The sequence below is a fragment of the Pseudomonas sp. A014 genome (genome assembly GCF_052378495.1).
GTDB lineage: Bacteria > Pseudomonadota > Gammaproteobacteria > Pseudomonadales > Pseudomonadaceae > Aquipseudomonas > Aquipseudomonas machongensis.
On record NZ_CP199001.1, the window covers coordinates 4199019 to 4212252 of the forward strand.

Annotated in this window: 15 protein-coding genes; all 15 read right to left on the minus strand. The window is 63.8% G+C overall.

Annotation, left to right across the window (positions count from 1 at the left end; translation table 11 throughout):
* Positions 1-270, minus strand: coding sequence for a flagellar biosynthesis protein FliQ (fliQ, locus tag ACTYOL_RS19480; protein WP_054891869.1), 270 nt, complete (start codon positions 268-270; stop codon positions 1-3).
* A 22-nt stretch (positions 271-292) separates the two neighbouring features.
* Positions 293-1048 (minus strand): flagellar type III secretion system pore protein FliP, encoded by a 756-nt coding sequence (fliP, locus tag ACTYOL_RS19485; protein WP_054891870.1) that lies wholly within the window; start codon positions 1046-1048, stop codon positions 293-295.
* Positions 1048-1500: a flagellar biosynthetic protein FliO gene (gene fliO, locus ACTYOL_RS19490; protein ID WP_444756946.1), complete on the minus strand. Its 453-nt coding sequence runs from the start codon at positions 1498-1500 to the stop codon at positions 1048-1050. The genes fliP and fliO overlap by 1 nt, the downstream gene beginning before the upstream one ends.
* The gene (gene fliN / locus ACTYOL_RS19495) at positions 1501-1968 is read right to left on the minus strand and encodes a flagellar motor switch protein FliN (RefSeq protein ID WP_054891872.1); all 468 of its coding nucleotides are present in this window, start codon (positions 1966-1968) and stop codon (positions 1501-1503) included. It lies immediately after the preceding gene.
* Positions 1969-2013: 45 nt separating this feature from the next.
* Complete coding sequence (gene fliM / locus ACTYOL_RS19500) at positions 2014-2982, minus strand: flagellar motor switch protein FliM (protein WP_054891873.1); 969 nt, start codon at positions 2980-2982, stop codon at positions 2014-2016.
* Between the two features lie 11 nt (positions 2983-2993).
* Positions 2994-3491: a flagellar basal body-associated protein FliL gene (fliL, locus tag ACTYOL_RS19505; RefSeq protein WP_054891874.1), complete on the minus strand. Its 498-nt coding sequence runs from the start codon at positions 3489-3491 to the stop codon at positions 2994-2996.
* Between the two features lie 259 nt (positions 3492-3750).
* Positions 3751-5145, minus strand: a complete 1395-nt coding sequence (locus ACTYOL_RS19510; RefSeq protein WP_444756947.1) for a flagellar hook-length control protein FliK — start codon at positions 5143-5145, stop codon at positions 3751-3753.
* 72 nt (positions 5146-5217) lie between these two features.
* Positions 5218-5565: an Hpt domain-containing protein gene (locus ACTYOL_RS19515; protein ID WP_054891876.1), complete on the minus strand. Its 348-nt coding sequence runs from the start codon at positions 5563-5565 to the stop codon at positions 5218-5220.
* A gap of 49 nt (positions 5566-5614) precedes the next feature.
* Positions 5615-7306, minus strand: a complete 1692-nt coding sequence (locus tag ACTYOL_RS19520) for a SpoIIE family protein phosphatase (protein WP_444756948.1) — start codon at positions 7304-7306, stop codon at positions 5615-5617.
* A gap of 8 nt (positions 7307-7314) precedes the next feature.
* Entirely contained in the window at positions 7315-7620 is a 306-nt protein-coding gene (locus tag ACTYOL_RS19525; protein WP_054891878.1) for an STAS domain-containing protein, read from the minus strand.
* Between the two features lie 87 nt (positions 7621-7707).
* Positions 7708-8166 (minus strand): flagellar export protein FliJ, encoded by a 459-nt coding sequence (fliJ, locus tag ACTYOL_RS19530; RefSeq protein WP_054891879.1) that lies wholly within the window; start codon positions 8164-8166, stop codon positions 7708-7710.
* 6 nt (positions 8167-8172) lie between these two features.
* Entirely contained in the window at positions 8173-9531 is a 1359-nt protein-coding gene (fliI, locus tag ACTYOL_RS19535) for a flagellar protein export ATPase FliI (protein ID WP_054891880.1), read from the minus strand.
* The gene (fliH, locus tag ACTYOL_RS19540) at positions 9521-10279 is read right to left on the minus strand and encodes a flagellar assembly protein FliH (protein WP_444756949.1); all 759 of its coding nucleotides are present in this window, start codon (positions 10277-10279) and stop codon (positions 9521-9523) included. The genes fliI and fliH overlap by 11 nt, the downstream gene beginning before the upstream one ends.
* Positions 10280-10441: 162 nt before the next feature.
* Complete coding sequence (fliG, locus tag ACTYOL_RS19545; protein WP_054891882.1) at positions 10442-11461, minus strand: flagellar motor switch protein FliG; 1020 nt, start codon at positions 11459-11461, stop codon at positions 10442-10444.
* Positions 11454-13229 (minus strand): flagellar basal-body MS-ring/collar protein FliF, encoded by a 1776-nt coding sequence (fliF, locus tag ACTYOL_RS19550; RefSeq protein ID WP_444756950.1) that lies wholly within the window; start codon positions 13227-13229, stop codon positions 11454-11456. Before fliF ends, fliG begins: the two co-directional genes overlap by 8 nt.
* Positions 13230-13234: the final 5 nt, after the last annotated feature.

Sequence of the window (13234 nt, forward strand, 5' to 3'; positions counted from 1 at the left end):
TCATCCGATCAACTGCGGAATGCCGCTGTACAGGCCGGTCATGTATTCCATGAACTTCTGCACCAGCCACGGACCGACCACGATCAGGGTGATCAGCATCACCAGCAGGCGCGGCAGGAAGCTCAGGGTCTGTTCGTTGATCTGCGTGGCCGCCTGGAAGATCGCCACCAGCAGGCCGACCAGCAGGCTCGGCACCACCAGTACCGCTACCATCAGGGCCGTCAGCCAGAGCGCATCGCGGAACAGGTCGACGGCAACTTCAGGGGTCATCGAAAACTCTCCTTGAGCGGCCTCAGACGCCGCCGAAACTGCCGGCCAGCGTGCCCATGATCAGCGCCCAGCCATCGACCAGGACGAACAGCATGATCTTGAACGGCAGCGAGATGATCAGCGGCGACAGCATCATCATACCCATCGCCATCAGCACGCTGGCGACCACCATGTCGATGATCAGGAACGGGATGAAGATCATGAAGCCGATCTGGAACGCGGTCTTGAGCTCGGAGGTGACGAATGCCGGCACCAGGATGGTCAGCGGCACCTGGTCGGGGCCGGCGATGTCGGTGCGCTTGGACAGGCGCATGAACAGGTCCAGATCGCTTTGCCGGGTCTGCGCCAGCATGAAGTCCTTCAGCGGCCCCTGGGCTTTGTCGATGGCCTGTTGCGCGGTCATCTGTTCGTTCAGGTAGGGCTGCAACGCGTCACGATTCACCCGATCGAACACCGGCGCCATGATGAACATGGTCAGGAACAGGGCCATGCCGGTGAGCAACTGGTTCGACGGTGTCTGCTGCAGGCCCAGGGCCTGGCGCAGGATGGAGAAGACGATGATGATGCGGGTGAAGCTGGTCATCAGGATGACGAACGCCGGAATGAAGCTCAGCGCCGTCATGATCAGCAGGATCTGCAGGCTGACCGAATATTCCTGCTGGCCGTCAGGCCCATTGGACAGGGTGATGGCCGGGATCGACAACGGATCGGCGGCCAGGGCCACAGGCGCGGCCAGCAGCAGCGCCAGGGTCAACAGTAAGCGCAGCGCGCCGCTCATCACTTCTTGTCCTTCTGGTCCTTGCCCATCAGCTCGAGCAGCCGCTGGGCGAATTCCGGTGCCGCCTGGCGCGCGCCGACAGGCACCTCCACGGGCTCGGCCATGACGTGCAGCGCCTCGATGCTGCCAGGGCTATGACCGATCAGGATCTGTTCCTTGCCCACCTGCACCAGCAGCAGGCGGTCGCGCGGGCCGAGGGCTCGGCTGCCGACGATCTCGATCACCTGCCCGCCGCGCGGCTGTGCCACCTGCAGGCGGCGCAACAGCCAGGCGAGCAGGAAGATGGCGCCCACCACCACGAGCAGACCGAAGACCATCTGCGCCAGTTGCCCACCCATGCCGCCGGGCGTGGTCGTGCTGGCCGGCACCGACGCGGGGTCAGCTGCGCCGATCACCACCTCGCTGGCGAGCAATGTGCCCAGGGCGGCGACGCCGCGTATCAGGCCCTTCACTCAGCGCAGCTTCTTGATGCGTTCGCTGGGGCTGATCACGTCGGTCAGGCGAATGCCGAACTTCTCGTTGACCACCACCACTTCGCCATGGGCGATCAGCGTGCCATTGACCAGTACATCCAGCGGTTCGCCTGCCAGGCGATCAAGCTCGATGACCGACCCCTGGTTCAGTTGCAGCAGGTTGCGAATGCTGATTTCCGTGGCGCCCACCTCCATGGAGATGCTCACTGGAATGTCCAGGATCACGTCCAGGTTCGGCCCTTCCAGGCCGACGTTCTCGCTCGGCCGCGGGGAGCTGGCGAACTCTTCCATCGGCAGGCGACCTGCGCCGGAGGAGCGACCATTGTCAGCTGCCAGCAGCGCATCGATGTCCGCCTGGCCGGCATCACCGGTTTCTTCCAGGGCTGCCGCCCACTCATCGGCCAGGGCCTGTTCCTCTGGGGAGGTGATCTCGTTTTCGTTAGCCATAAAGTCCTCGACAGGCTTTCAATTCGTAGTGCGACCGGCTCGCCGTCAGCGGCGCTCGATCGGGTCGATGATCTGCAGCGACAGGGTGCCCTTGTGCGAGCCCAGACGCGCCTTGAACGACGGCACGCCGTTGGCGCGCAGTACCAGGTGTTCGGGCAGCTCTACCGGAATCACATCGCCCGGCTGCATGTGCAGGATGTCGCGCAGCTTGAGCTGACGACGGGCAACGGTGGCCGAGAGCGGCACATTGACGTCCAGCACGTCCTCGCGCAGGGCCTTGACCCAACGCTCGTCCTGATCGTCCAGGTCGGACTGGAAACCGGCATCGAGCATCTCGCGCACCGGTTCGATCATCGAATACGGCATGGTCACGTGCAGGTCGCCGCCGCCGCCATCGAGTTCGATGTGGAAGGTCGAGACCACCACCGCCTCGCTGGGCCCGACGATGTTGGCCATGGCCGGGTTGACCTCGGAGTTCATGTATTCGAAGTTCACCGGCATGATCGCCTGCCAGGCTTCCTTGAGGTCGACGAAGCACTGGTCCAGGACCATGCGCACCACACGCAGCTCGGTCGGGGTGAACTCACGGCCTTCGATCTTGGCGTGGCGACCGTCGCCACCGAAGAAATTGTCCACCAGCTTGAACACCAGCTTGGCGTCGAGGATGAACAGCGAGGTGCCGCGCAGCGGCTTGATCTTGACCAGATTGAGGCTGGTCGGCACGTACAGCGAATGCACGTACTCGCCGAACTTCATCACCTGCACGCCACCCACCGCCACGTCGGCGGAGCGACGCAGCAGGTTGAACATGCTGATGCGGGTATAACGGGCGAAGCGCTCGTTGATCATCTCCAGGGTCGGCATGCGACCGCGGACGATCCGGTCCTGGCTGGTCAGGTCGTAGCTCTTGACGCCACCGGGTTCGGCAGCGCTCTCGGTCTGTACCAGCCCATCGTCGACCCCATGCAGCAGGGCATCGATCTCATCCTGGGACAGCAGGTCCTGCACGGCCATCGAGTGTGCTCCTACTGCAATACGAAATTGGTGAACAGCAACTGGTCGATGACCGGCTTGCCGACTTCCTTCTGCGCCACTTCCTGGACCACCGCAGTGGCCTTCTGGCGCAGCATTTCCTGGCCCACGGCACTGCTGGCCAGGCTGTCGAAGCCTTGCCCGGAGAACATCATCACCAGATTGTTGCGAATCACCGGCATGTGCACTTTCAGCGCATCGAGGTCAGCCTGGTTGCGGCCCTGCAGGGTAATGCTCACCTGCATGTAGCGCTGGCGGCCGTTCTGGTTGAAATTGACCACGAAGGCCGGCGCCAGGGGCTCGTAGATCGCCGCTTGCTTGACGCTGGCCACGGCAGGGTCGGCCGCAGGTGCAGGCTCGCTCTTGTGCATGATGAACCAGGTGGCGCCCACCGACAGGCCCACGGCCAGCAGCAAGGCCAGCACCAGCAGCAGGATCAGCTTCAGTTTGCCTTTAGTGGCGGGGTCTTTGACTGCGTCGCTCTTCGCCATGCCAATAATCCGTCGTCCATCGGGGTTTCAAGAAAGGATGACGTGGCTGAGCAAGTGTTATGCCAGATTTGGCCGAGCGGGCTTGAGGAGGTGGTAGGAGCGGGCTTGCCCGCGAACACGGGCGTAGCCCGTGCCAGGCAGCGCGGTGTATTTTTCGCGGGCAAGCCCGCTCCCACAGGGATTTGGGCTGGTTTCTAGATTTTGAGCAAGACAGTTGCTCACAAAAGCCCGCACCGGTGTCAGACGCAGCCCCGAATGATCAGGCGTAGTAATCGACCGCACTGTCGCCGATCACCACCTGCTGCTCCACCGGCCGCGAAGCATCGGCCAGCTCACCGTCCTCGCCCGCCTCCCCGGCGCGACGCGCAGCGACACCAGACAGATTCGATCCCCCCTGCTGGGCCTGCTGCTGTTGCTGACGCGACTGGTCGGCGACGTTGACGTCAGGCTGGGCCAGCCCCTGCTGGGCGAACAGTTCGCGCAGACGGTACAGCTGGCTGTCCAGCGCATCGCGCACGCCGGCGTGACCACTGATGAAGGTCACCTGGGTGGCCTGGTCCGACGCGACATTGACGCGGATGTCCAAACGGCCGAGCTCGGCAGGCTCGAGCTGGATGTCGGCCGACTTGAGGTTCTGGCTCGACAGGTACATGACGCGATTGACCAACCCTTCGGTCCAGGCCCCCTGATTCATCGCCAGGGGCTGGTGCAGCGGATTGGTCGGCGGTACGGCATGGGCAGTCTTGGCGGTGACGGCCTGGGTCAGGTTGGCCAGGCGATTGGCGAAGTCGTCCACGCGGGTGTCGCTGTCGGCATGCTTGACGTCCTTCAGACCATTGGACAACAGCTCGGAGAAGCCTTTTTCGCCAGGCTGTGACTGTCCACGCTCGGATTCACCCTGAGGCTTGACCGCCAGGTTCGCCAAGGTATTGACGTTGGCCTGGGCACTGTCGTCCTGGGCCTGGGTCTTGTCACCCTGGCCAGAGGCGTGCGTCGAGGTGGTGCCTTTGGCCTGGGCGCTCTGCTCGAGCGCCAGGCGCAAGGTCGGCATGTTCGCCAGGGCGTCGGCCTCGGGATCGAAGTCGCTGTCATCCTGCTCGGCGACCGGCGGCGCCAGCTCTTCAGGGACCGGTTGCGCAGCAGGCTGCTGGATCGCGGCCTGCAGCACAGGGGCGACAGCTTCGGCCTGGGCCTGGAGCAATTGCGCACCCGCCTGGGCGTCGGTCACCTGCCCTGCCACCAGGCTGGCGTCCAGGGAGCTCGAGTCACTTGCCTGATTGCCGTCGCTGGAGGCCTGCTGGGTACTGTCACCAGCCTGTTGAGTGCTGTCGCTACCCTGGTTGTTCTTGTCAGCGGCCGATGCGGCCTTGTTGCTGTTGGCTGGCAAGTTCTTGCCATTACCGGCAACCGGCGAAGATCGGTCGTTGCCGCCCTTGCCGCCGGCATTGAAGTCAGGCTTGTCCTTGGGCGCCGGTACAGAGGCCTTGTCGTTGCGCACCGGCATCTTGTCGCTCTGCTGTCGGGCCATCAGCTGGTCGAAGCCGCTGCCCTGGTTGCCCGGTGCTTGCGGGGTTTTGTCCGCCGCAGGACTGGTCGCCCGCGAGGTCGCGTTGGCGAGGCCGGCTTGCAACAAGGGATTGGATGCGACAGGCATTGAAACTCTCCACGCCAGTGAACCGAAATAGAATCTGGGTGAAGACAGGCAAAACTCGCGCCAATTTTGCCGTCAGCCTGCAGAAACCCGCTCGCGCTCGCTACGGTAGAAGCGCTGGACCTCGACGAACTCCTGGTCGATCCGATTGATCAGGTCCTCGATGCCATACAAAGGCTGTTGCCGCACACGCTCCTCGAGCTGCTGGCACAGACTGGCCAGGCCAACTGCGCCCATGTTGCTGCTGCTGCCCTTGAAGCTGTGGGCGGCCATCCCCAACTCGCTGGCGTCCTTGGCCTCGTGCAACTGACTGAGACGGCGCTCGGAGTCTTCCAGGAAGGTTTCCAGCAACTGCAGGTAGCCATCTTCCATGACCTCCTGCAGGTCGCTAAGGACCTTTTGATCGATATGCTCGTGTGTCACTTGCTCACTCCTTGATCAAGCTTGATTATGCCTCAATCGCCGAGGCCGCTCACCAACCGAACTCCACCCGCGCCCGCCGCCCCTCGTCGAGCCATTGAGCCTTGACGCCCAAGCGCTGTACCAACTGTAGCCCACGCCCGCTGAAACCTTTTTCCGACGCAGGGCGCGCCAAGACTTTCTCGATATCAAAACCCGTGCCACTGTCGCTGATCTCAACTGTCAGATGACCACCTGCCGCCATGGGTTCCACCCTCAGTGCGATCTGCACGAAGCCCTCGGACAACGCGGCCAGGCGCCGACCGCGTTCGCGGTAGTACTCGGCAAATCCCTCGGCATCCTGCTTGAGCCGTGAGTCCATGCCCAACACCCCGTGCTCCAGCGCATTGGAATACAGCTCACCGAGCACACTGTGCAACACCCCGCTGCTGGGACGCAGACCATGGATTTCCTGGAGGAACTGCAACAGATAAGGTACCGGGTTGAAGCGCTTCAGGCTGTCGGCATGCAGCACCAGCGACAACGACCAATCCAGCGGACTGGAGCGACCGCTGTCGGAATACACCGGCGCCACAGGTGCCAGGCCACCAGGTTCGGCCATGCGGATATCGCACAGGCTGATGTCGTCTCGCGGCACACCACCAAAACGCTCCAGCGCCTGCATCACTTCATCGAACAGTTGCCCGGAATCGCGGTTGGCCGCCAACACCTCACGCAAGCGCTCCACACCAAACAATCGATCCGTCGCATCGCTGGTATCGACCACGCCATCGGACAGCAGGAACAATCGCTCCCCCGCTGCCAGCGGCAGTATGTCGGTGCGGTCGTCAAAATGCTCGGGCGCCAGGATGCCCAGCGGCAAGTGCCGGGATTGCAGCACAGACAGCACCTCGCCGGCGGCCGACAAACGATAGCCATCGGGCATGCCCCCGTTCCACACCTCGACCGTGCCACGCTCGAAACTCAGGTTCAGCAGCAGCGCACAACAGAACATGTCCACCGGCAGGATGCGCTTGAGCTTGGCGTTCATCTCGCGCAGCGTCTCGACCAAACCATAGCCCTTGGCGGTCATGCCATAGAACACCTCGGCCAGGGGCATCGCCCCCACGGCCGCCGGCAGGCCGTGACCGGTGAAATCACCCAGCAGCACATGCATGTCGCCCGAAGGCGCGAACGCCGCCAGCAGCAGATCGCCGTTGAACAATGCGTAGGGCGACTGCAGATAGCGGATGTTGCTGCTTCTCAAGCAACCGGAATGGGCGACCTTGTCGAACACCGCTTTGGCTACGCGCTGCTCGTTGAGCAGGTGATGGTGATGCCGGGCCAGTTCGTCGCGCTGCTCCAGCACCGTGGCCTGCAGCCGACGCAGGCGATCCATGGCGCCGATCTTGGCAGCCAGAATCACTGCGCTATACGGCTTGGCCATGAAATCGTCGCCGCCGGCTTCCAGGCAACGCACCAGCCCCTGCTCCTCGTTCATCGAGGTGAGGAAGATGATCGGTATCAACGCTTCACCGGCCATGGCCTTGATCCGTCGCGCCGCCTCGAATCCATCCATCACCGGCATCAAGGCGTCGAGCAGCACCAGGTCCGGCCTCTGTTCGGCGAACAGCGCAACGGCCTGCTCGCCGTTTTCGGCAGTGACCACCTCGTGTCCCTGGCGCCGCACGATCTGCGCGAGCAGCAAGCGGTCCGCGGCACCGTCCTCGGCGATCAGCACCCTCAATCCCTGTTCGGCGGGCATGAGCGGCCTCAGCTGACGTCGAACAATTTTTCGAAGTTGGAAATGGCGAGGATCTTGCGCACATCAGAACTGGTATTGATCACTTTGATATCCGAGTGGTCACCACCGGCGTGATCGCGCAACAGCAGCAGCATGCCCAGTGCGGAGCTGTCCAGGTACGTCGCATCCTTGAGATCCACCACGACCGAGTCCGGCGCCGGGTGCTGGCGCTCGTAGGCGTCACGAAATTCCTGATGCTTGCCGAAATCGAAACGGCCCTTGACCTTGATCGTCAGCTGCTTTTCGTCCGGTGAAAAATCAGTTTCGACTGCCATGCGTGCGATTCCTTCGATGATGGCTACGACTCAGGAAGGTTTAGCAGCAGCCCGGCTGGGCCGCAAGCGCAGCGGCTTTGAGCGGTGTCAGCCTGGAAAATGATTCTGCCTGGGCAAGCGCTGTGACAGCTCGTCGAGCAGCTTCTGCTCACGCTTGTCTTCGGCCCGGCGGGCTTCGTCCAGGTAACGCTGCACCAGCTTGCGCAGACCCTCGACCCGGGCGTAGGCCTGTTGCCAGGCGTCGCGGGCATTCTTGAGGTTGTTCTGGTGCCAGGTCAGGCTCTGGCGCTGCTGGGTCATGGCCGTTTCCAACTGCCCCAGAAAGCGCTGGTAGTTGACCAACCAACTGCCGCCAACGCCCTGGCTGCCGCGGTTGATCCACTGCAACTGGTAGTCCTCGCGAAAACGCTCAAGCTCGGCGAGCTTGGCCTGCGCCTGGGCCACCAGTTGCTGGAAGTGGCCCATGCGCTGGACAGCCTTGCGCTCGGCCTCCTCGGCCATCTCCACCACCGGCGAAAGGCGCGCGGCACGACTGGGCAGGGCCATGGCCTATCAGCCGCCCGCCGGCGGGGCGAACACCGCGCCCAGCTGCTCGCCGCTCTCGGCCATGCCGACACTCTCGTCCAGCCCCTGGCGCAAGAACGCCACCAGCTTGGACTGCAAGGCAATGGCCAGGTCGGTTTCCGGATCGCCACCGGCCACGTAGGCACCCACGCTGATCAGGTCGCGACTCTGCGACAGGCGCGACCATAGTTGCTTGAACTTCTGCGCCTGGCGCAGATGGTCGGCATCCACCACCTGCGGCATCACCCGGCTGATCGAAGCCTCGATGTCGATCGCCGGATAATGCCCTTCCTCGGCCAGGCGCCGGGACAGCACGAAGTGTCCGTCCAGCACCCCACGTGCCGAATCGGCGATCGGGTCCTGCTGGTCATCCCCCTCGGAAAGCACGGTATAGAACGCGGTGATCGAACCACCACCCGCCTCACCATTACCCGCGCGCTCGACCAACTTGGGCAACTTGGCGAACACCGACGGCGGATAGCCACGGGTGGCGGGCGGCTCGCCGATGGCCAGGGCGATTTCCCGCTGCGCCTGGGCAAAACGGGTCAGCGAATCCATCAACAACAGGACATTCTTGCCCTTGTCGCGGAAATACTCGGCGATGCGCGTGCAATACATGGCTGCGCGCAGGCGCATCAGCGGTGCATCGTCGGCCGGCGAAGCGACCACCACCGAGCGCTTGAGCCCTTCCTCGCCCAGGATGTGCTCGATGAACTCCTTCACCTCGCGGCCCCGCTCACCGATCAGGCCGACCACGATGATGTCGGCCTTGGTGAAGCGGGTCATCATGCCCAGCAGCACCGACTTACCGACACCGGTACCGGCGAACAGACCCAGGCGCTGGCCGCGACCGACAGTCAACAGGCCGTTGATACTGCGGATGCCCACATCCAGCGGCTGACTGATCGGATCACGGTTCAGCGGGTTGATCACCGGGCCATCCAGCGGCACCCAGTCCTCGGCTTTCATCCCGCCCTTGCCATCGAGGGCACGGCCGGCACCATCGAGCACCCGCCCAAGCATGCTCATGCCCATGGGCAGGCGGCCGCTGTCGTCCAGCGGCACAACCCGCGCACCGGGGGCGATACCGGCGATACTGCCGACCGGCATGAGAAAGACCTTGCTGCCCGCAAAGCCCATCACTTCGGCCTCGACCTGCACCGGGTGGTAGCTGTCGTCGTTGATCACCATGCAGCGGCTGCCCACGGCGCCGCGCAAGCCCTCGGCTTCGAGGGTGAGGCCGACCATGCGCAGCAGACGGCCCTCGACCACAGGCTGCTCCGGGAGATTCACCGCCTCGGCATAGCCGGCCAGGCGCTTGGCGAAACTGGTGCGTTCAAGGCGCATCGGGGCTGTCCAGGTCGACCGACAGATCCGGCGCGGCAGGATGCAGTGACTGGTCATGGGACTGCTCGAACAACTGCGCCACGGCCTTCTCCATGCGGGTTTCCATGGTGGCATCGATGCGGCTGTGAGCCGTCTCGATGCGGCAACCGCCTGGCAGCAGCGACTCGTCTTCAAGCAGCTTCCAGCTTTCCTCGTGGCGTTCGCGCAGGGCCTTGGCCAGCTCGAAATCCTGCGGATTGAGGTGGATGCGGATATTGTCTGCGCCCATCGGCAGCAGTTTCAGCGCCTCGCGCAACACATGAGTGATCTGGCTGGAATCGCTGGCCAACTCGCGACCGATCACCTGACGGGCGACATGGGCGACCAGGTGCACGAGGGACTTCTCGATCTGGGTATCCTGCTCGGCGATGGGCTCGAGCAGGTTGGCCATCAATTGCTCCAGGCTCGCCAGCTTGGCCGTCAGGGCCTCTTCGGCCTCCTGGCGCACCTTGAGCTGCGTGCTGTGGAAACCCTCGCGCTCGCCGGTGGCGAAGCCTTCGTTGTAGGCCTCCTGGCGAATCGCTTCGAGCTCTTCGAGGGTCAGCGGCTGGACTTCCTCCAGCGGCACTTCCTCGACTTCCTCGACCACCTCGGGCTCAGGTTCAGGTTCAGGCTCGGGCTCCGGATCGAAGCTGGGCAATGCCCATATATCGACACCCTCGAGGTCGCGGGCGCGGATCAGGTCGCTGGGATGTTCTTTGGTGGACATGCTGTCATGTTCTCGAAACCATGTTCAGCCAACGCGATCCCCGTGGGAGCGGGCTTGCCCGCGAATGCGTCAGCAGGAGCAACGCGTGGCCTGACCTGGCGCCTTCGCGGGCAAACCCGCTCCCACAGGGTCAGCGCCAGTCAGAACGGTGCGCGAAATCGCTTAGATCATTTCCTCGGCGCCTTTGCCACCGAGCACGATCTCGCCGGCCTCGGCCATGCGTCGAGCGATGGTGAGGATTTCCTTCTGCGCCGTTTCCACATCGCTGACCCGCACCGGCCCCTTGGCCTCCAGGTCGTCGCGCAGCAGTTCCGAAGCACGCTTGGACATGTTCTTGAAGATCTTGTCCTTGACCTTCTCGTCCGCGCCCTTGAGCGAGACCACCAGCACGTCCGAGGACACCTCGCGCAGCAGCGCCTGGATACCACGGTCGTCGACGTCGGCCAGGTTGTTGAAGACGAACATCAGGTCTTCGATCTGCTCGGACAGGTCGCTGTCGATATCGCGGATCGCATCCATCAGCTGGCCTTCCACGGAGCTGTCGAGGAAGTTCATGATGTCGGCAGCGCGCTTGATGCCGCCCAGGGTGGTGCGCGCAGCGTTGGAGTTGCCCGAGAACTGCTTCTCGAGGATCTGGTTGAGCTCCTTGAGTGCCGCCGGCTGTACGGTGTTCAACGAGGAGACGCGCAGGACGATGTCCAGGCGCACCTTATGGTCGAAATTGCTCAGCACTTCACCGGCCTGGTCGGGGTCGAGGTAGGCAACCACGATGGCCTGGATCTGCGGGTGCTCGTAGCGGATGACATCGGCCACGGCACGCGGCTCCATCCACTTCAGGCTGTCCAGGCCACTGGTGTTGCCACCGAGCAGGATGCGGTCGATCAGGCCGTTGGCCTTGTCCTCGCCGAGCGCCTGGTTGAGCATCTTGCGGATATAGCCGTCGGAGCCGACGCCCAGGCTGGTCTGGTCGCCGACGATCTCGACGAATTCGCTCATCACCTGCTCGACCTGCTCGCGGTGCACGTTGCCCATCTGCGCCATGGCGACGCCAACCCGCTGCACCTCCTTGGGCCCCATGTGGCGCAGGACCTGGGCTGCATCGGTCTCGCCCAGGGACAGCAGGAGAATCGCCGCCTTGTCGACGCGGCTCAGCTTGGCGGTAACGGCTCGGTTGTCACTCATCGGCGTTGATCCACTCTTTCACGACCTGGGCGACACGGCCCGGGTCTTCGGCCACCAGGCCCTTGATTGCGTTCAGTTGCGCCTCATAGCCTTCGCTCGGGCTTGGCAACAGGATACTGCTCGGACCGCCAAGGCTGACGCGGTCGTTGCCGAGCTCGCCGTCCAGGCCGATCATGCCGCCCAGTTCCATGTCGCTGTCGGTGGCCGCGCTCTTGCCGCCACCGGTGATGTTGTTGAGCACAGGGCGCAGCACGCCGAACACCAGCACCAGGATGAACACCACGCCCAGCACTTGCTTGATGATGTCCCAGAACCAGGGCTGCGAGTAGAACGGGATGTCGGCCAGCACTTCGCCACGGTCGGCGGAGAACGGCACGTTCATCACGGTCACGCTGTCGCCGCGGCTGGCATCGAAGCCGACCGCATCCTGCACCAGGCGAGTGAAGCGCGACAGGTCCTCGGCGCCCCAGGGCGCGCGGGTGGTCTCGCCGTTGGCATCGACCTTGACCTGATCGTCCACGACCACGGCCACCGACAGGCGGGTCAGGCGACCTTGCTGCTGGCGGGTATGGCTGATGGAGCGGTCCAGCTCGAAGTTCTTGGTGCTCTGCTGGCGCTTGTCGGACGGATACGGTGCAAGCATCGGCTGGCCGGTGGCCGGGTCCATGATCTGCTGGCCGTTGGCATCGACCAGCGGCTGGCCGGGGGCGATGGCACCGGCCGGGGTACCGGTACCGGCAGCGTTCTCAGGTGCAGCAGCACCAGCTGGCGGCTGGTTGCTCAGCGCGCCGGGAACACCCTGCGGGCCCTGGCTGCTGGCACGTTGCTCGTTGACCGACTGCTCGCTGCGCAGCGCCGGCTGGTCAGGGTTGAACTGCTCGGAGGTGGATTCGACGGCGTTGAAGTCGACGTCGGCGGACACCTCGGCCTTGTAGCGGTCGTTGCCCAGCACCGGCTGCAGGATGTTGTGCACACGCTGGGTGAGCAGGCCTTCCATGCGGCGGGTGTAGTCGAACTGCTTGCCGGCCATGGTCAGCGAGGTGTCCTGCAACTGATCGGAGAGCAGATTGCCCTTCTGGTCGACCACGGTGACCTGCGACTTGTCCAGCTCCGGCACGCTGGTGGCGACCAGGTTGACGATGGCCATCACCTGACCGGCTTCCAGGTTGCGGCCCGGGAACATTTCGACCAATACCGAAGCGCTCGGGCGGCGCTCGTCACGCACGAACACCGAGCTTTTCGGAATGGCCAGGTGCACGCGAGCAGCCTTGATGTTGTTCAGGCTGGAGATGGTACGCGCCAATTCGCCTTCCAGGCCGCGACGGTAACGGGTCGCCTCCATGAACTGGCTGGTACCCAGGCCCTGGTCCTTGTCGAGGATCTCGAAACCGATGTTGCCATCGCTTGGCGCCACGCCGGCGGCGGCCAATTTCATGCGGGCACGGGAGAGGTCATCGGCCTTGACCAGCAGCGCGCCGGAATTGGGTTCGACGGTGTAGGGAATATCAGCGGCGGCCAGGGTTTCCATGACCTGCTTGGTGTCCATGCCGACAAGGCTGCCATACAGCGGACGGTAGTCCGGCTGCTGCGACCAGAGCACCACGGCAAAGCCGATGGCCACGCTGGCAGCCAGCCCGACCAGCAGACCGACCTGACGCAGCATGGGCATCTGCGAGATGTTTTCCAGAAACGCCATGCCGAACAGCGGCGGCTTGGCCACGGGCGGGCCACTCTTGGCGGGGGCGTTATCGACGACTGCTTCGGCCATGACTC

Excerpts from the sequence above, each read along its gene's own strand:
- fliF (WP_444756950.1), bottom strand. The coding sequence starts at position 13,229 with ATGGCCGAAGCAGTCGTCGATAACGCCCCCGCCAAGAGTGGCCCGCCC.
- ACTYOL_RS19510 (WP_444756947.1), bottom strand. The coding sequence starts at position 5,145 with ATGCCTGTCGCATCCAATCCCTTGTTGCAAGCCGGCCTCGCCAACGCG.
- ACTYOL_RS19525 (WP_054891878.1), bottom strand. The coding sequence starts at position 7,620 with ATGGCAGTCGAAACTGATTTTTCACCGGACGAAAAGCAGCTGACGATC.
- fliG (WP_054891882.1), bottom strand. The coding sequence starts at position 11,461 with ATGAGTGACAACCGAGCCGTTACCGCCAAGCTGAGCCGCGTCGACAAG.
- fliP (WP_054891870.1), bottom strand. The coding sequence starts at position 1,048 with ATGAGCGGCGCGCTGCGCTTACTGTTGACCCTGGCGCTGCTGCTGGCC.
- fliL (WP_054891874.1), bottom strand. The coding sequence starts at position 3,491 with ATGGCGAAGAGCGACGCAGTCAAAGACCCCGCCACTAAAGGCAAACTG.
- ACTYOL_RS19520 (WP_444756948.1), bottom strand. The coding sequence starts at position 7,306 with ATGCCCGCCGAACAGGGATTGAGGGTGCTGATCGCCGAGGACGGTGCC.
- fliI (WP_054891880.1), bottom strand. The coding sequence starts at position 9,531 with ATGCGCCTTGAACGCACCAGTTTCGCCAAGCGCCTGGCCGGCTATGCC.
- fliJ (WP_054891879.1), bottom strand. The coding sequence starts at position 8,166 with ATGGCCCTGCCCAGTCGTGCCGCGCGCCTTTCGCCGGTGGTGGAGATG.
- fliQ (WP_054891869.1), bottom strand. The coding sequence starts at position 270 with ATGACCCCTGAAGTTGCCGTCGACCTGTTCCGCGATGCGCTCTGGCTG.
- fliM (WP_054891873.1), bottom strand. The coding sequence starts at position 2,982 with ATGGCCGTGCAGGACCTGCTGTCCCAGGATGAGATCGATGCCCTGCTG.
- fliH (WP_444756949.1), bottom strand. The coding sequence starts at position 10,279 with ATGTCCACCAAAGAACATCCCAGCGACCTGATCCGCGCCCGCGACCTC.
- fliN (WP_054891872.1), bottom strand. The coding sequence starts at position 1,968 with ATGGCTAACGAAAACGAGATCACCTCCCCAGAGGAACAGGCCCTGGCC.